This window comes from Streptomyces sp. NPDC097640, from assembly GCF_040302705.1.
Taxonomy (GTDB): domain Bacteria; phylum Actinomycetota; class Actinomycetes; order Streptomycetales; family Streptomycetaceae; genus Streptomyces.
The window spans coordinates 168,260-183,987 of the sequence record NZ_JBEOSB010000011.1; the positions used below are offsets into that span (position 1 = coordinate 168,260).

General features: G+C 74.5%; 14 protein-coding genes. 12 read left to right on the top strand and 2 right to left on the bottom strand.

What is annotated here, in order from left to right; genetic code table 11:
• The first annotated feature begins 106 nt into the window (after positions 1 to 106).
• The 3 genes from ABTY62_RS19565 (at position 107) to ABTY62_RS19575 (ending at position 2,946) form a co-directional block, all read left to right on the top strand.
• Positions 107 to 790 (top strand): DUF5819 family protein, encoded by a 684-nt coding sequence (locus ABTY62_RS19565; protein WP_352130658.1) that lies wholly within the window; start codon positions 107 to 109, stop codon positions 788 to 790.
• Positions 787 to 2,112, top strand: coding sequence for an HTTM domain-containing protein (locus tag ABTY62_RS19570; RefSeq protein ID WP_352130659.1), 1,326 nt, complete (start codon positions 787 to 789; stop codon positions 2,110 to 2,112). Before ABTY62_RS19565 ends, ABTY62_RS19570 begins: the two co-directional genes overlap by 4 nt.
• A gap of 63 nt (positions 2,113 to 2,175) precedes the next feature.
• Entirely contained in the window at positions 2,176 to 2,946 is a 771-nt protein-coding gene (locus ABTY62_RS19575) for a TrmH family RNA methyltransferase (protein WP_352130660.1), read from the top strand.
• A 32-nt stretch (positions 2,947 to 2,978) separates the two neighbouring features.
• Here the strand turns inward: ABTY62_RS19575 and paaN are convergent, their stop codons facing one another.
• Positions 2,979 to 4,700: a phenylacetic acid degradation protein PaaN gene (gene paaN, locus ABTY62_RS19580; protein ID WP_352130661.1), complete on the bottom strand. Its 1,722-nt coding sequence runs from the start codon at positions 4,698 to 4,700 to the stop codon at positions 2,979 to 2,981.
• 134 nt (positions 4,701 to 4,834) lie between these two features.
• Between paaN and ABTY62_RS19585 the strand changes: the two genes are divergently transcribed.
• Together ABTY62_RS19585 and ABTY62_RS19590 are read left to right on the top strand one after the other, a co-directional pair.
• On the top strand, positions 4,835 to 6,376 hold the full coding sequence (locus ABTY62_RS19585; protein ID WP_352130662.1) for a 3-hydroxyacyl-CoA dehydrogenase: 1,542 nt from the start codon (positions 4,835 to 4,837) through the stop codon (positions 6,374 to 6,376).
• Positions 6,373 to 6,969 (top strand): TetR/AcrR family transcriptional regulator, encoded by a 597-nt coding sequence (locus ABTY62_RS19590; protein WP_352130663.1) that lies wholly within the window; start codon positions 6,373 to 6,375, stop codon positions 6,967 to 6,969. Before ABTY62_RS19585 ends, ABTY62_RS19590 begins: the two co-directional genes overlap by 4 nt.
• Before the next feature lie 11 nt (positions 6,970 to 6,980).
• On the opposite strand, the gene ABTY62_RS19595 is transcribed toward ABTY62_RS19590, so the two are convergent.
• Positions 6,981 to 7,469, bottom strand: coding sequence for an Lrp/AsnC family transcriptional regulator (locus ABTY62_RS19595; protein ID WP_311725948.1), 489 nt, complete (start codon positions 7,467 to 7,469; stop codon positions 6,981 to 6,983).
• A 166-nt stretch (positions 7,470 to 7,635) separates the two neighbouring features.
• Between ABTY62_RS19595 and pdhA the strand changes: the two genes are divergently transcribed.
• The 7 genes from pdhA to ABTY62_RS19630 all read left to right on the top strand — a co-directional run bounded on the left by pdhA (position 7,636) and on the right by ABTY62_RS19630 (position 15,680).
• Positions 7,636 to 8,766 (top strand): pyruvate dehydrogenase (acetyl-transferring) E1 component subunit alpha, encoded by a 1,131-nt coding sequence (pdhA, locus tag ABTY62_RS19600; protein WP_352130664.1) that lies wholly within the window; start codon positions 7,636 to 7,638, stop codon positions 8,764 to 8,766.
• Positions 8,763 to 9,794: an alpha-ketoacid dehydrogenase subunit beta gene (locus tag ABTY62_RS19605; protein ID WP_352130665.1), complete on the top strand. Its 1,032-nt coding sequence runs from the start codon at positions 8,763 to 8,765 to the stop codon at positions 9,792 to 9,794. The genes pdhA and ABTY62_RS19605 overlap by 4 nt, the downstream gene beginning before the upstream one ends.
• A complete protein-coding gene (locus tag ABTY62_RS19610; RefSeq protein ID WP_352130757.1) occupies positions 9,794 to 11,212 on the top strand; it encodes a dihydrolipoamide acetyltransferase family protein in 1,419 nt (472 codons plus the stop codon). Before ABTY62_RS19605 ends, ABTY62_RS19610 begins: the two co-directional genes overlap by 1 nt.
• Positions 11,213 to 11,251: 39 nt before the next feature.
• Positions 11,252 to 12,106, top strand: a complete 855-nt coding sequence (locus tag ABTY62_RS19615; RefSeq protein ID WP_502997486.1) for an NTP transferase domain-containing protein — start codon at positions 11,252 to 11,254, stop codon at positions 12,104 to 12,106.
• Entirely contained in the window at positions 12,103 to 13,662 is a 1,560-nt protein-coding gene (locus ABTY62_RS19620) for a molybdopterin molybdotransferase MoeA (protein ID WP_352130667.1), read from the top strand. The genes ABTY62_RS19615 and ABTY62_RS19620 overlap by 4 nt, the downstream gene beginning before the upstream one ends.
• A 372-nt stretch (positions 13,663 to 14,034) precedes the next feature.
• On the top strand, positions 14,035 to 15,012 hold the full coding sequence (locus ABTY62_RS19625; protein ID WP_352130668.1) for an NAD(P)H-quinone oxidoreductase: 978 nt from the start codon (positions 14,035 to 14,037) through the stop codon (positions 15,010 to 15,012).
• 251 nt (positions 15,013 to 15,263) lie between these two features.
• Positions 15,264 to 15,680 (top strand): hypothetical protein, encoded by a 417-nt coding sequence (locus ABTY62_RS19630; protein ID WP_352130669.1) that lies wholly within the window; start codon positions 15,264 to 15,266, stop codon positions 15,678 to 15,680.
• Positions 15,681 to 15,728: the final 48 nt, after the last annotated feature.

Sequence of the window (15,728 nt, forward strand, 5' to 3'; positions counted from 1 at the left end):
TGTGGATAACCCCGGAGCGCTGTGCCCCGCGCGCCCTCATCGGTACCGTTCCGGGGCGTAAGGGCCGCGGAAAGCGCGGATCCGGGACCACGGAATCGGGGCGGGGATGGCGGAGACGGGGCGGTACGAGGAGAAGGGGGCGGGGGAAACCGGGGCCGGCGGGCCGCTCTCGCTCCCCTCGCAACTCGTGGTCGCGGTGGGCCTCGCCGTCGTCGTGGCCGCCGTGGCCGTCCACCTGGGGATGGCCTTCCTGAATGTCTCGCCGCCCAACACGGTCAGCAAGCAGCACAGCGAGGCGATAGACGACTACATATATCCGGAATTCGAACGGAACTGGAAGCTCTTCGCCCCCAACCCGCTCCAGCAGAACATCGCCGTGCAGGCGCGTGCCGAGATCCGCACCCCCGAGGGCGGCACCGCGACCACCGGGTGGCGAGATCTGTCGGCCCAGGACGGCGCGGCCATCAGGCACAATCCGCTGCCCAGCCACACCCAGCAGAACCAGCTGCGCCGCGCCTGGGAGTTCTACACCCTCTCGCACAACGCCGAGGAGCAGCCGAACGGGCTGCGCGGACAGCTCTCGGGGCAGTATCTGCGGCGGCTCGTGATGCTCCGCCTCGGCATGAAGCAGGACGGCGGCACCGTGCAGCGCGTCCAGCTGCGCTCGGTCACCCGGCAGCTGGCCGCCCCGCCATGGAGCGAGGAGAAGATCGACACCCGCCCCGGCTACCGGCTTCTGCCCTGGTGGACGGTCACCGCCGACGACCTGCCGGAGGCGAAGCGCCGGTGACCACCCCCGCTCTCCCGCCGACCCCGCCGCCGCCCCCGCATCCGCCCCGCCCGGCCCTGCCCCCGGCTCCCGATCCGGCTCCGGCTCCGGCCCGCCCCAGGCCGTCCGCCCGCGTCGAGGCCGCCGTCACCCGCGCCCACGCCCGCGTCACCGGATCCGCGCTCGGCCCGTACCAGACCGCCGTGGTGCGCATCGGTTTCTCCTTCACCTGGCTGCTGTTCCTGCTGCGCGAATGGCCCCACCGCCAGGAGCTGTACGGGCCCGAGGGCCCATGGAGCTGGGAGATGGCACGCCAGTTCATCGGCGGCAACGGGGCCTTCAGCGCGCTCATGTGGTCCGACGGCGCGCTGTGGTTCGAGACCGTCTATGCCCTGGCCCTCGTCTCCAGCGCGCTGCTCCTGCTCGGCTGGCGGACCCGCACGATGTCCGTGCTGTTCATGCTGGGCGTGATCTCCATGCAGAACCGCAGCATCTTCGTGGGGGACGGCGGCGACAACGTCATCCATCTGGCGGCGCTGTATCTGACGCTGACCCGGTGCGGGCAGGTGTGGTCCCTGGACGCCCGCCGCGCGGCGCGGCGCGATCCGGGGGCACCGGCGCCGCGCGACACGACCGGGATCGTGCTGTGGGCGCTGACCGGGTCGGCCCTGCTGTGGGCGCAGCTGTTCAGCGAGGCCCGCCTCGACTGGACGGACTACGGCCCCCTCCCCGGCGTCGGCTGGGCCACGGCCCTGTGGGGTGTGTGGGCCGTTCACGGCGTCTGGTGGTTCGTCCAGCGCCGCGCCCCCGGCGAGCCGCGCACCCTCCTGGACATCCTGGCCAACCTCGTCAACAACGGGGCGCTGGTGGTGATCATGGGCGAGGTCTGTCTGCTGTATGCCTCGGCCGGCTGGTACAAGATCCAGGGCACGCGCTGGCAGGACGGCACCGCGCTCTACTACCCGCTGCACCTGGACTACTTCTCGCCCTGGCCCGCCCTGGCCGATGTGCTCGCCGGCAGCGGCCTGCTGGTCATGGTGCTCACCTATGGCACCGTCATCGTGCAGGTCGCGTTCCCCTTCACGCTGCTGAACCGGCGGGTGAAGAACGTGATGCTGGTGGTGATGGTGCTGGAGCACCTCGGGATCGCGGTCCTTCTGGGGTTGCCCTTCTTCTCCCTGGCCATGATCGCGGCGGATGCGATCTTCCTCCCGACGAACTTCCTGCGCTGGGTCGGTGCGCGGGCGGGCCGGATCCGCGACCGGATCGGCGACCGGCTGCCCGCACGGGCGGCCGGGCTGCCGCGCCAGCGGACGGAGGAGAGCGCCGCGGGCCGACCGTAGGCTGTGGACATGAGCGTGTCCCAGCGCACTGAAGCGCAGCGAGACTGAGCGGGAGGGAGGGGCATGAGCGACGACGAGGCCGTGACGGCCGTACGGCGATGGCGCGAGGCCGCCGCCGGGACCGTGCTGCTGGACGGCTTCCATGCGCTGAAGCACGCGCTCCGGTTCGGCGCGGAGGTGCGGATCGCCGTCACGAGCGACAAGGCGGGCGCCCTCGCTCTCGCGCACGACCTGGCCGGCGACCTGACCGGGGTGATCGAGGAGCGCCTCGTCGAGGTGGAGGCGGAGACGCTGCGCGATCTTGTGCCGAAGGTCCATCCGACCCGGGTCGCCGCGCTCGCGGTCAGGCCCGATCGGCGGCGGAACCTGGACGAGCTGACGGGACCCGCCAGGTCCGCGCCGGTCGTGGTGCTGGACAACCCCCGCAACCTGGGGAACGTGGGCGCCGTGGTGCGGCTCGCCGCCGGGTTCGGGGCCGCCGGGGTGGTCACCACCGGCGATATCGACCCCTGGCACCCGAACGCCGTCCGGTCGGGCGCCGGGCTTCACTTCGCCACCGCGGTGGAGCGGCTGCCGAGCGACGACCTTCCGCCCGGGCCGCTGTACGCCCTGGATCCGGAGGGGGAGGACATCCGGTCCGTGGCCATCCCCGATGACGCGCTGCTCGCGTTCGGCTCCGAGCGGCACGGGATCTCGCCGGAGGTGCGCAAGCGGGCCACCAGGCTGGTGGCCCTCCCCATGCGGCCTCAGGTGTCCAGCTACAACCTGGCCACCAGCGTGGCCATGGCGCTGTTCCACTGGGGAGGGCCTGCCCAGGCTCCGGCGAGCGGCTGAGTGAGCCGGGAAAGCCGCGGAGCCCGGCGGTGTTACAGCGGGCGGCGGACCTCGACCATGCGGAAGCGGGAGGCCACGAACGCCCCGTCGCACAACGCGGCGTTGGCCGAGGGGTTGCCGCCCGTGCCGTGGAAGTCGGAGAAGGCCGCGGTCTGGTTGACGTAGACCCCACCGGTCAGATTCAGCGACAGCTGGGCGCACTCCTCCAGACAGGCCTCCTCGACCAGCCGCTCGGCCTCTGGGGAGGTGGTGTACGCGCCGACGGTCATGGCGCCCTTGTCGCGGATCGTGCGGCGCAGCAGGTCGGCCGCGTCCGCCGTCGAGTCCATGGCCACGGCGAAGGACACCGGGCCGAAGCATTCGGACAGATAGGGCGCCTCGGCGTCGGCCGGCTCCCAGAACTTCCGGGCGCCGTCGGCCTTGACGATCACGGGGGTGCGGACCGCGGCCTCGGGGAACTCGGGGTGGGCGACCTGACGGGAGGCCAGGGCGGTGCCGCCGAGGCCGGGGGCGGCCTCCAGCCGCTCCGTGACCCCGGGGTTCACGATCGCGCCGAGCAGGGCGCTCGCCCGCGCGTCGTCGCCCAGCAGCCGCTCGACGGCCGCCGCCAGATCGGCGACCACCTCGTCGTACGACTTGGGGCCGGCGTCCGTGGCGATGCCGTCGCGCGGGATGAGCAGGTTCTGCGGGGTGGTGCACATCTGGCCGCAGTACAGGGACAGGGAGAACGCCAGATTGCCCAGCATGCCCTTGTAGTCGTCGGTGGAGTCGATCACGACCGTGTTGACCCCGGCCTTCTCGGTGAAGACCTGGGCCTGGCGGGCGTGGGTCTCCAGCCAGTCGCCGAAGGCGGTGGAGCCCGTGTAGTCGATGATGCGGATCTCGGGGCGCACGGCGAGGACCTTCGCCAGGCCCTCGTCGGGGCGCTCCGCGGCCAGGGCCACCAGATTCGGGTCGAAGCCCGCCTCGCTCAGCACCTCGCGCGCCACCCGGACGGTCAGGGCCAGCGGCAGCACGGCCCGGGGGTGGGGCTTGACCAGGACGGGATTGCCCGTGGCGAGGGAGGCGAACAGGCCCGGGTAGCCGTTCCACGTCGGGAAGGTGTTGCAGCCGATGACCAGGGCGATCCCGCGCGGGACGGCCGTGAAGTCCTTGCGCAGGCGCAGCGGGTCGCGCTTGCCCTGCGGCTTGGTCCACTCGGCCGACGCGGGGGTGCGCGTCTGCTCCGCGAAGGCATAGGCCACCGCCTCCAGGCCGCGGTCCTGGGCGTGTGGCCCGCCGGCCTGGAACGCCATCAGATAGGCCTGCCCGCTGGTGTGCATGACGGCATGCGCGAACTCGTGCGACCGGGCGCCGATCCGGGCCAGGATCTCCAGGCAGACCATGGCGCGCGCCTCGGGGCCTGCGTCCCGCCAGGCCGCCATGCCGGCCCGCATCGCCGGGAGCAGCACCTCGATGTCCGGGTGCGGATACTCCACATCCAGCCCGATGCCGTACGGCGAGGTCTCGGTGGCCGTCCAGCCGTCCGTGCCGGGCTGGTCCAGCTCGAAGCGCTTGCCGCGCAGCGCGTCGAACGCCCTCTGGCCGTCGGCGGGGGACAGGCTTTCCCGGCCGCTCGCGTCGGCCCCTCCGTAGGCCTTCGGATGCTCGGGGTGCGGCGACCAGTATGCGCGGGTACGGATGGCCTCCAGAGCCTGGTCGAGGGTGGGGCGGTGCTGCTCGGTCAACTGCGCTGTGGTGAGTCCGGCGGTCACGACTGACCAACTCCTCGTCGAGCTGGGATTGAGCTGAGCTGGGAACGACGACAGACTTAGGGTAACCGAACGATCGGTCGGGACAAGAGGGCCTGGCGCACCTGTGGATAACTTCGTCCGAGAGGATCAGCGGCATGACTGCGATCGACCGGGGGACCGGCCCCGCCGGCATCGTCGCCGTGGTCGGCACCGGCACCATGGGCCAGGGAATCGCGCAGGTCGCGCTGGTCGCCGGGCATCCCGTGCGGCTCTACGACGCCGCCCCCGGGCGCGCCGCGCAGGCCGCCGACGCCATCGCCGCGCGCCTGGAGAGGCTGGTCGCCAAGGGCCGGCTCGCCCCCGCAGCCCGGGACGCCGCCCTGGGCCGGCTCACCCCGGTCGCCGGGCTCGCCGGGCTGGCGGACGCGGAGCTGGCGATCGAGGCGATCCTGGAGGACCTGGGGGCCAAGCAGCAGCTGTTCACCGCCCTCGAATCGGTCGTCTCCGACGGCTGTCTGCTCGCCACCAACACCTCCTCCCTGTCCGTCACCGCCGTCGCGGGCGCCCTGCGGTGCCCCGGCCGCCTCCTGGGCCTGCACTTCTTCAACCCCGCTCCGCTGCTGCCGCTGGTCGAGGTGGTGCGCGGCTTCGCCACCGAGGAGGCGGCCGCCGACCGGGCGTACGAGACCGTCGCGGCCTGGGGCAAGACCCCGGTGCGCTGCGCGGACACCCCCGGCTTCATCGTCAACCGGATCGCCCGCCCCTTCTACGCCGAGGCGTTCCGCGTCCACGAGGAGGGTGCCGCCGACCCGGCCACCGTCGACGCCGTGCTGCGCGAGTGCGGCGGCTTCGCGATGGGCCCCTTCGAGCTGACGGACCTGATCGGCCAGGACGTGAACGAGGCCGTGACCCGCTCGGTGTGGGAGGCGATGTTCCACGACCCGAGGTTCACCCCGTCCCTCGCCCAGCGGCGGCTCGTCGACGCGGGCCTGTACGGGCGCAAGTCGGGCCGCGGCTGGTACGACCACGCCGAGGGCGCGCCGCGCCCCGAGCCGCACACCGCCGAGCCGTGCCGGGCCCCGGAAAAGGTCGCGGTCCACGAGGGAGCGGGGCCGGCCCGGGAGCTGCCGCGGCTCATCGAGGAGGCGGGCATCACGGTCACCCGGGAGGCCCCGGACCCCGACGCCCCGCCCGGAGGCTTCATCGCCCTCCCCGACGGCACCCGGCTGGCCCTCACCGACGGCTCGTCCGCCACCACGGGCTCCCCCGTCCCCTGTGTCCGCTTCGACCTGGCGCTGGACTACCGCGCCGCCACCCGGATCGCTCTCGCCCCGGCCGAGACCGTCGCCCCCGAGGCCCTGGAGTCCGCGATCGGGCTCTTCCAGGCGCTCGGGAAGCAGGTCAGCGTCATCGAGGACGTGCCCGGCATGATCGTGGCCCGTACGGTCGCGATGCTGGCCGACTTCGCCCTGGACGCCGCCGCCCGCCGGGTGGCGAGCCCGGAGGACATCGACACCGCGATGCGGCTGGGGGTGAACTACCCGCGCGGGCCGCTGCGTTGGGGGAGTGAGCTCGGCGCGCGCTGGGTGCGCGACGTAATGTTGAACCTTCACCAGGCCTATCCCACCGGGCGCTATGCCCCGTCCCAACCGCTGATGCGGCGCGCGGCCGCCGAAGAAGAACTGTTCTCATCATGACCATGTCGAAGCGCGACACCTATACGCCCGAATCGCTGCTCGCGGTCGCCGTGGAGGTGTTCAACGAGCGTGGCTACGACGGCACCTCCATGGAGCACCTCTCACGTGCGGCCGGGATCTCCAAGTCGTCGATCTACCACCACGTCAAGGGCAAGGAGGAGCTGCTGAGGCTGGCCATAAGCCGCGCCCTCGACGGACTGTTCGGCATCCTCGGCGAGCCGGGCGCGCGCGACGGACGGGCGGTCGAGCGGCTGGAGCACGTGGCCCGGCGCACCGCCGAGGTGCTGATGGCGGAGCTGCCGTACGTCACTCTGCTGCTGCGCGTGCGCGGGAACACGGACACCGAACGGTGGGCCATGGCCCGGCGGCGGGAGTTCGACCACGAGGTCGCCGCGCTGCTCAAGCAGGCCGTGACCGACGGGGACCTGCGGCCCGACGTGGACGCCCGGCTGGCGACCCGGCTGCTCTTCGGCATGATCAACTCGATTGTGGAGTGGTACCGGCCGGGCCGGGGCGGGGCCGTGAGCGCGGACGAGGTGGCCGACGCGGTGGTCCGCACGGCGTTCGCCGGGCTGCGCGTCTCCCTGGTCTAGAGCTCGGTTGTCTAGAGCTCGGTGTCGAGGTCGGTCTCCTCGAAGACCAGCAGCGTGCGGGTGCTCAGCACCTCCGGTATGGCCTGGATGCGGGTGAGGACCAGCTCGCGCAGCGAGCGGTTGTCCTCGGTGTGGACCAGCAGCAGCACATCGAAGTCCCCGCTGACCAGGGCGATATGAGCGGCGCCCGGAAGCTGCCTGAGCTGCTCGCGGACCGTGCGCCACGAGTTCTGCACGATCTTCAGGGTGATGTACGCCGAGGAGCCCTGCCCGGCCCGCTCCTGATCCACCCGGGCGCTGAAGCCGCGGATCACCCCGTCGTCGATGAGGCGGTTGATACGCGCGTAGGCGTTGGCGCGCGAGACATGCACCCGCTCGGCGACGGAGCGTATCGAGGCCCGGCCGTCCGCCCGGAGCATGCGGAGGATGTCGCGGTCGATCGGATCCAGGGGACGGGCCGGGGGCGTGTCGTCCGGATTGGCCATCTGTTCGCCCCGCATACCGCCCCGCCTCCCCTTCATGGACGTCCTGGCCACATCTCATGCGGTGCTGAACCGTTTGTCCACAGGCTGAGGCCGCCTGTAGCCAAAATGCGTCAACGACCGAACAATCGGTAGGGAGGGGTTCGCCCGCCCCATCAGCTCCCTGTCCGCAGGAGGTCGCGCCATGACGGTCCTTGAGCAGCCCGGTGCCTATCGACCCACTCCCCCGCCCGCCTGGCAGCCCCGCGTCGACGCCGCCCCGCTGCTGCCCGACGCGGAGCCGTACCGCCTGCTGGGCACCGACGCCGCGGCCGACATCGATCCCGCCCTGCTGACCCGGCTCCATCGAGAGCTGGTCCGCGGCCGCCGGTACAACGCGCAGGCCACCGCCCTGACCAGGCAGGGCAGGCTCGCCGTCTACCCCTCCTCCACCGGTCAGGAGGCCTGCCAGGTCGCCGCCGGGCTCGTGCTCCGCGAGCAGGACTGGCTCTTCCCCAGCTACCGCGACACCCTGGCCGCCGTCGTCCGCGGCATCGACCCGGTGCAGGTCCTCACCCTGCTGCGCGGCGACTGGCACTCCGGCTACGACCCGCGCGACCACCGGGTGGCCCCGCTGAGCACCCCGCTGGCCACCCAGCTGCCGCACGCGGTGGGCCTGGCACACGCGGCCCGCCTCAAGGGAGACGACGTGGTGGCGCTCGCCCTGGTCGGCGACGGCGGCACCAGCGAGGGCGACTTCCACGAGGCGCTCAACTTCGCCGCGGTATGGCGGGCCCCCGTCGTCTTCCTCATCCAGAACAACGGCTTCGCGATCTCCGTCCCGCTCGCCAAACAGACCGCCGCCCCCTCCCTCGCCCACAAGGCCGTCGGATACGGCATGCCCGGCCGGCTGGTCGACGGCAATGACGCGGCGGCCGTGCACCAGGTCCTGGGCGAGGCCGTCCGCCGGGCGCGCGCGGGCGGCGGCCCCACCCTCGTCGAGGCCGTCACCTACCGCGTCGACGCCCACACCAACGCCGACGACGCCACCCGCTACCGCTCCGACGCCGAGGTGGCGGCCTGGCGCGCACACGACCCGATCGACCTGCTGGAGGAGGCCATGCGCGCCCGCGGCCTGCTCGACGACCAGACCGTGCGGGCCGCACGCGAGGCCGCCGAGCGGCTGGCCGCCGATCTGCGGACGCGGATGCACCAGGACCCGCCCCTGGAACCGATGGACCTCTTCGCGGACGTCTACGCGGAGAAGACCGGCCAGCTGCGCGAGCAGGCTGAGCTTCTGCGCGCGGAGCTCGGCGCCGAGGAGGGCGAGCGATGACGGCGACCGCGGTCAAACCCGCCACCATGGCCCAGGCCCTGGGCCGCGCGCTGCGCGACGCGATGGCCGCCGACCCGGCCGTCCACGTCCTCGGCGAGGACGTGGGCACGCTGGGCGGCGTCTTCAGGGTCACCGACGGGCTCGCGAAGGAGTTCGGCGACGACCGCTGCACGGACACCCCGCTCGCGGAGGCCGGCATCCTGGGCACCGCGGTCGGCATGGCCATGTACGGGCTGCGGCCCGTCGTCGAGATGCAGTTCGACGCGTTCGCCTACCCCTCCTTCGAGCAGCTCGTCAGCCATGTCTCGAGGATGCGCAACCGCACCCGTGGCGCCCTGCCGATGCCCATCACCGTGCGGGTGCCCTACGGCGGCGGCATCGGCGGCGTGGAGCACCACAGCGACTCCTCCGAGGCGTACTACATGGCGACGCCCGGCCTCCATGTGGTCGCCCCGGCCACCGTCGCCGACGCATACGGGCTGCTGCGCGCCGCCATCGCCTCCGACGACCCGGTCGTCTTCCTCGAACCCAAGCGGCTCTACTGGTCCAAGGCCGAGTGGTCCCCCGACCACCCCGAGGAGGTCGCCCCCATCGGCCGCGCCGTGGTGCGGCGCCCGGCCGGCGGCGGCCGGGCCGCCACCCTCGTCTCGTACGGGCCCTCGGTGCCGGTCTGTCTGGAGGCCGCCGAGGCGGCCACGGCCGAGGGCTGGGACCTGGAGGTCGTCGACCTGCGCTCGCTGGTGCCCTTCGACGACGAGACGGTGTGCGCCTCCGTCCGCCGGACCGGGCGGGCCGTCGTCGTCCACGAGGCCACGGGCTTCGGCGGCCCCGGCGGGGAGATCGCCGCCCGGATCACCGAGCGCTGCTTCCACCACCTGGAGGCGCCGGTGCTGCGCGTGGCCGGATTCGACATCCCCTACCCGCCGCCGATGCTGGAGCGGCACCATCTGCCCGGCGTCGACCGGGTGCTGGACGCGGTGGCCCGGCTCCAGTGGGAGTCGGAGTGGACCGAGGGGAGGGCGGTGTGATGGCCGAGGTGCGCGAGTTCACCCTGCCCGACCTGGGAGAGGGGCTCACCGGGGCGGAGATCGTGCGCTGGCTGGTGGAGGTCGGCGATGTCGTCGCGGTCGACCAGCCGGTCGTGGAGGTCGAGACCGCCAAGGCGATGGTGGACGTGCCCTGTCCGTACGGCGGGGTGGTGACCGCGCGCTTCGGCGAGGAGGGCACCGAACTGCCGGTCGGGGCGCCGCTGCTGACGGTCGCCGTCCCGACGGCCGAGGGCCCGCCCCCGAGAGCCGAGAGCCCGCCCCCGGCGGCCGGGGAAGGGTCCGGCAATGTGCTGGTCGGCTATGGCACTTCGGCCCCGGCCGGCCGGCGCCGCCGCGTCCGTCCGGCCCCGCCGGACCCGGCCTCCCCGGCGGCGCCCGCCCCGGCCGGGAGCCCTGCGCCGCCGCCGGCTTCCGGCCCGGTGGCCGCGCGCCCGGCACCGTCCGCGCCGGGGCCGGGCCAGGTCGCCGACGGGGTGGCGCGGTCGTCGGCGCCCGGCCGGCGCGGCGACGGCCCGGTTCCCGTCATCTCGCCGATCGTCCGGCGGCTGGCCCGCGAGCACGGGCTGGACCTGAGCGAGCTGCGCGGCTCAGGACCCGACGGCCTGATCCTGCGCGCAGACGTGGAGCAGGCAGCGCAGGCCGCGCAGGCCGCACAGGCCGCACAGGTCACGGAAGCCGCGAAGGCGGCACCGGCCCCGCAGGCCCCGGCCGCGCGTCCGGCCGACGGGAAGCGCGTCGTGGTGCGGGGCGTGCGCGGCGCCGAGAAACTGGCCCGCAGCCGGCGGGAGATCCCCGACGCGACCTGCTGGGTGGACGCCGACGCGACCGAGCTGCTGGCCGCCCGCGCGGCCATGAACGCGGCCGGGCCCAAGATCTCCCTGCTCGCCGTCCTGGCCCGCATCTGCACGGCGGCCCTCGCCCGCCACCCCGAGCTGAACGCGACGGTCAGCGAAGGCGAGATCACCCGCCGCGCCGAGATCCACCTCGGCTTCGCCGCGCAGACCGACCGCGGCCTGGTGGTCCCCGTGGTGCGTGACGCGCACGCCCGCGACACGGCCGGGCTGTCCGCCGAGATGACCCGCCTCACCGAGGCCGCCCGCTCCGGCACCCTCTCCCCCGGAGAGCTGACCGGAGGCACCTTCACGCTCAACAACTACGGCGTCTTCGGGGTCGACGGCTCGACGCCGATCATCAACCACCCCGAGGCCGCGATGGTCGGCGTCGGCCGGATAGCCGCGAAGCCGTGGGTGCACCAGGACCAGCTGGCGATACGGCAGGTGGTGCAGCTGTCGCTCACCTTCGACCACCGGGTCTGCGACGGCGGCACCGCGGGCGGTTTCCTGCGCTATGTGGCCGACTGCGTGGAACACCCGGCGGTGCTGCTGCGGTCGCTGTAGCGGGGCCGTCCGGGAAGCCGCCCTCGGGGTCTGCACCGGCTGTCACGGGGACATACTCATGGGGTGACGTATGACGCTGTGATCCTGGCCGGAGGCGCCGCCCGGCGGCTGGGCGGCGCGGACAAGCCGGCGCTGCGGGTCGGGGCCCGGCCGCTGCTGGACCGGGTGCTCGGCGCCTGCCGGGGCGCCGGCCGGACCGTCGTCGTCGGGCCGCGCAGACCGACCGCGCGGCCCGTGGACTGGACCCGCGAGGAGCCGCCCGGCGGCGGGCCGGTCGCGGCCGTCGACGCCGGGGTGCGCCGGACCACGGCGCCCGTCGTCCTCGTGCTCTCCGCGGATCTGCCGTTCCTCACCGACGACACCGTCGGGGCGCTCGTCCAGGGCCTCGGGCAGGCCGAAGGGGTGCTGCTCACCGACTCCGGCGGCCGCGAACAGCCCCTGGTCGCGGCGTACCGCGCCGAGCCGCTGCGCCGGGAGATCGCGCTGCTCGCGGCCGAGCACGGCGGGCTGGCCGGGCTGCCCCTGCGGCTGCTCACCGCCGAGCTGACCCTCGCCCGGCTGCACCACCCCACCGCCTCCTTCGACTGCGACACCTGGGAGGACATCACCACCGCCCGCGCACGGATCAGGGAGCATGGACACGTGTTGGATGAATGGATCGCCGCAGTGAAGGCCGAGCTGGGCATCGACCTCGATGTCGATGTCTCCGCCCTTCTCGACCTCGCCCGGGACGCGGCGCACGGCGTCGCCAGGCCCGCCGCGCCGCTGACCACCTTCCTCGTCGGCTACGCGGCCGCCCAGCAGGGCGGCGGCCCCGAGGCGCTGGCCACCGCCACCGGCAAGGCGGCCGCGCTCGCCGCCCGCTGGGCCGAAGAGGCCGAGTCGACGGGATGACGGACCGGGACCCCCGCGGCGGCGACGCGCTGGACCGCGAGCTAGACGAGGCGCTGGCGCTGGCGAAGGACCAGGGTCCGTACACGCGGCGCGCCGAGACCTGGGCCGAGGGGCCCGTTCACCGCGACGACGCCGACGACGCCGAAGGCGTCGATCACGCCGATGACCTCGAGAGCCGCGGCCACCCCGAGAAGCCCGAGAAGCCCGAGTGGACCGACCCATGGACCACGGTGCCGCGCGACCGGGCGCCGCGGGCGCGACGGCCCTCCGGCGCCCCCGCCCGCCACCGGCCCGCCACCACCTGGCCCGACGCCCGCGCGATCGCGGCCCGCGCCCCCCGGAAATCCCGCCCGTCGCCCACCACCACCCTCAACGGACCCCCCCTTGCCCGGCCGCTCGCCGAGGCCGTCGGCCACGTCCTGGCCGCGCCCCTCACCGCCCTCACCGACCTGCCGTCCTTCGACACCTCCGCCATGGACGGCTGGGCCCTCGCCGGCCCCGGCCCCTGGCGGCTCCCCGCCGGCGAGCAGTCCATCCTGGCCGGCCACGCCGAGAGCGACCCGCTCCCCGACGGCCACGCGATCCGCATCGCCACCGGCGCCCGCATCCCGCCCGGCGCCACCGCCGTGCTCCGCACCGAACACGGCACCGCGGGCGACGGCTGGCTGTACGCCGCCCCCGGCCACCCCGTCACCCCCGGTCAGGACATCCGCCCCCGAGGCCAGGAGTGCCGCAGCGGCGATCTCCTGCTCCCCGCGGGCGCCCTGGTCACCCCCGTGATACTGGGCCTGGCCGCCGCCGCCGGGTACGACGACCTGCCGACCGTGCCCCGGCCCCGCGTCGAGATCCTGGTCCTCGGCGACGAACTGCTGCGCGAGGGCCTCCCCCACGACGGGCGCATCCGCGACGCGCTCGGCCCGATGCTCGCCCCCTGGCTGCGCGCGCTCGGCGCCGAGCCGACGGCGACCCGCCGGCTGGGCGACGACGCGGAGGCGCTGTACGCCGCCGTGGCCGGATCCTCCGCCGACGTCGTGCTGACCACCGGCGGTACGGCCGCCGGCCCCGTCGACCACGTCCACCCCACGCTGCGCCGGCTGGACGCCGAGCTGCTGGTCGACGGGGTGGCGGTGCGCCCCGGCCACCCGATGCTGCTGGCCCGCCTGGCCCTGGGGAAGCACCTCGTGGGGCTGCCGGGCAATCCGCTGGCCGCCGTGTCCGGCCTGCTGACCCTGGCCGAGCCGCTGCTGCGCACGCTCACGGGCCGCCCGGCGGCCACCCCCTGCCCGGCCCCGCTGGCCGCCGCCGTCCAGGGCCATCCGCGCGACACCCGACTGGTCCCGGTGGTCTTCCGGGGCGACGAGGCGCTTCCGCTCCGCTTCAACGGCCCGGCCATGCTGCGCGGGGTCGCCGTCGCGGACGGCCTGGCCGTCATCCCGCCCGGCGGCGCGGACCGGGGGAGCGAGGTCGAGGTCCTGGATCTGCCCTGGTCCGCGGCGTGGCCCTCGGCGGCGGGCGGCCCGGGAGACCCGGCGGTCGGCCCGGGGCACCTCCTGTGACCGCCCCGACGGTCTGGACCGTCTAGATCGTCGGGGGTGTCCGGCGGACACGTGGCGGAGCCGCACATCGACGCTGTTCCCCACCCCGCCCCTTCCCGGCCCCTGCCGATGTGCGGCTCCGCCGCGTGGGGAGCTCCGCCCCTGGACCCCGGAGCCCCGCCCGGTGCCGGAGCCCCGCCCCGGTGCCGGAGGCCCGCCCCGGTGGCGGCGCCCCGCCCGGCGGTGGAGCCCCCGGCGGTGGAGCCCCCGGCGGTGGAGCCGCAGATCGACACTGTGGGAAGGGGCGGGGTGGGGGAGGGCGGCCGAACCGCCCTGACATCGTGCCCTCGCGCCCCGCGCCGGGCGCGGACCCCAGGCAGTAGCCTCGCCGCCATGTATGCGATCACCATCCCCGAACCCGGCGGCCCCGACGCCCTCGTGTGGGCGGAGGTCCCCGATCCCGTACCCGGCGAGGGCGAAGTCCTGGTCGAGGTCGTGGCCGGCGGCGTGAACCGCGCCGATCTGCTCCAGCGCCAGGGCCACTACCCCCCGCCCCCCGGCGCCCCCGACTACCCCGGCCTGGAGTGCTCGGGCCGGATCGCGGCGCTGGGCCCCGGCGTCAGCGGCTGGTCGGTCGGCGACGAGGTGTGCGCGCTGCTCGCGGGCGGCGGATACGCCGAGAAGGTGGCGGTGCCCGCGGGGCAGCTGCTGCCCGCGCCGCCCGGCGTCGACCTGGTCACCGCGGCCGCCCTCCCCGAGGTGACCGCGACCGTGTGGTCGAACGTCTTCATGATCGCCCATCTCCGGCCGGGCGAGACCCTGCTGGCACACGGCGGCTCCAGTGGCATCGGCACCATGGCGATCCAGCTCGCGAAGGCGGTCGGCGCGCGGGTCGCGGTCACGGCGGGCAGCGCCGAGAAGCTGGCGGCCTGCCGTGAGCTGGGCGCCGACATCCTGATCGACTACCACGAGCAGGACTTCGTCGAGGAGGTGCGCAAGGCCACCCAGAACGCGGGGGCGGACGTGATCCTGGACATCGTCGGCGCGAAGTACCTCGCCCAGAACGTGGCCGCGCTCGCCACCAACGGGCGGCTGGCGATCATCGGCCTCCAGGGCGGGGCGAAGGCCGAGCTGAACCTCGGCGCGCTGCTGGCCAAGCGCGGCGCCGTGATGGCCACCAGCCTGCGCAGCCGCCCCCTCGCGGAGAAGGCGGCGATCGTCGCGGCGGTGCGCGAGCACGTCTGGCCCCTCGTCGAGAGCGGCCGGGTGCGGCCCATCGTCGACCGTACGATCCCGATGCGCGAGGCGGCCGAGGCGCACCGCGTGCTCGAGCAGAGCGGGCACGTCGGCAAGGTACTGCTGACGGTCTAGGCCCAGTCCGCGGATCTTTCCCCACCCGCCCCTTCCCGCAGTGTCGAGCCCCTGCCGATGTGCGGCTCCGCCGCGCGGGGCTCCGCCGCGTGGCAGGGGCTTCGCCCCCGGACCCCGAGGTCCGGGGCAGCGCCAGGCGTCAAGATCCGCCGGACACGGTCCAGGCGCCGGGCGGTCCCGGATGCCGTGCCCATGCCGTCGTGTGACGCTGGATACGTCACGCGACGGCTCGGCACGGGAGGGTGACGGCCGTGAGACCTGAGCTCCGTACGCTGCGCACGTTGCCGGTGGTGCTGGTGATGGCCGGTGTGGCGGTGGTGGCCGCGCCGGTGGCGCGCGCCGACGATGACGAGCTGGCCGGGACCCGCGCCGGGGAGGGCCGGGCGCACCCGGGGCGCACCGAGGAGCCCGATGTCGTCCCGCCCGCCGCGTCGGCCGCGCCCGTACCGTCCCGGCGGCCCGGCCGGCCGGACGGCCCCGCGACGCCCGTGCCCAGCGCGGCGACCACCCCCGCCGCGCGGCAGCCACAGGACGCGTACGACGCCGAACCGAACGACGCGGTGCCCACCGGGCGGGCGCTGCGCGTGCTGCCGATGGGCACCGGCCTGGCACTGATGGGCCTGGGCCTCGGGCTGGCGTTCCTGGGCCTGCGGCTGCGCCGCCACTGAGCCCGGCGGCGAGCCCGGCGGCGGCGAGCCCGGTGGCGGCGAGGCCGG

What these genes read in the sequence shown, in the direction of transcription:
- ABTY62_RS19585 (WP_352130662.1), top strand. Translation starts at nt 4,835, where the DNA reads ATGACTGCGATCGACCGGGGGACCGGCCCCGCCGGCATCGTCGCCGTG.
- ABTY62_RS19610 (WP_352130757.1), top strand. Translation starts at nt 9,794, where the DNA reads ATGGCCGAGGTGCGCGAGTTCACCCTGCCCGACCTGGGAGAGGGGCTC.
- ABTY62_RS19590 (WP_352130663.1), top strand. Translation starts at nt 6,373, where the DNA reads ATGACCATGTCGAAGCGCGACACCTATACGCCCGAATCGCTGCTCGCG.
- pdhA (WP_352130664.1), top strand. Translation starts at nt 7,636, where the DNA reads ATGACGGTCCTTGAGCAGCCCGGTGCCTATCGACCCACTCCCCCGCCC.
- ABTY62_RS19575 (WP_352130660.1), top strand. Translation starts at nt 2,176, where the DNA reads ATGAGCGACGACGAGGCCGTGACGGCCGTACGGCGATGGCGCGAGGCC.
- ABTY62_RS19625 (WP_352130668.1), top strand. Translation starts at nt 14,035, where the DNA reads ATGTATGCGATCACCATCCCCGAACCCGGCGGCCCCGACGCCCTCGTG.
- ABTY62_RS19565 (WP_352130658.1), top strand. Translation starts at nt 107, where the DNA reads ATGGCGGAGACGGGGCGGTACGAGGAGAAGGGGGCGGGGGAAACCGGG.
- ABTY62_RS19605 (WP_352130665.1), top strand. Translation starts at nt 8,763, where the DNA reads ATGACGGCGACCGCGGTCAAACCCGCCACCATGGCCCAGGCCCTGGGC.
- ABTY62_RS19595 (WP_311725948.1), bottom strand. Translation starts at nt 7,469, where the DNA reads ATGCGGGGCGAACAGATGGCCAATCCGGACGACACGCCCCCGGCCCGT.
- ABTY62_RS19620 (WP_352130667.1), top strand. Translation starts at nt 12,103, where the DNA reads ATGACGGACCGGGACCCCCGCGGCGGCGACGCGCTGGACCGCGAGCTA.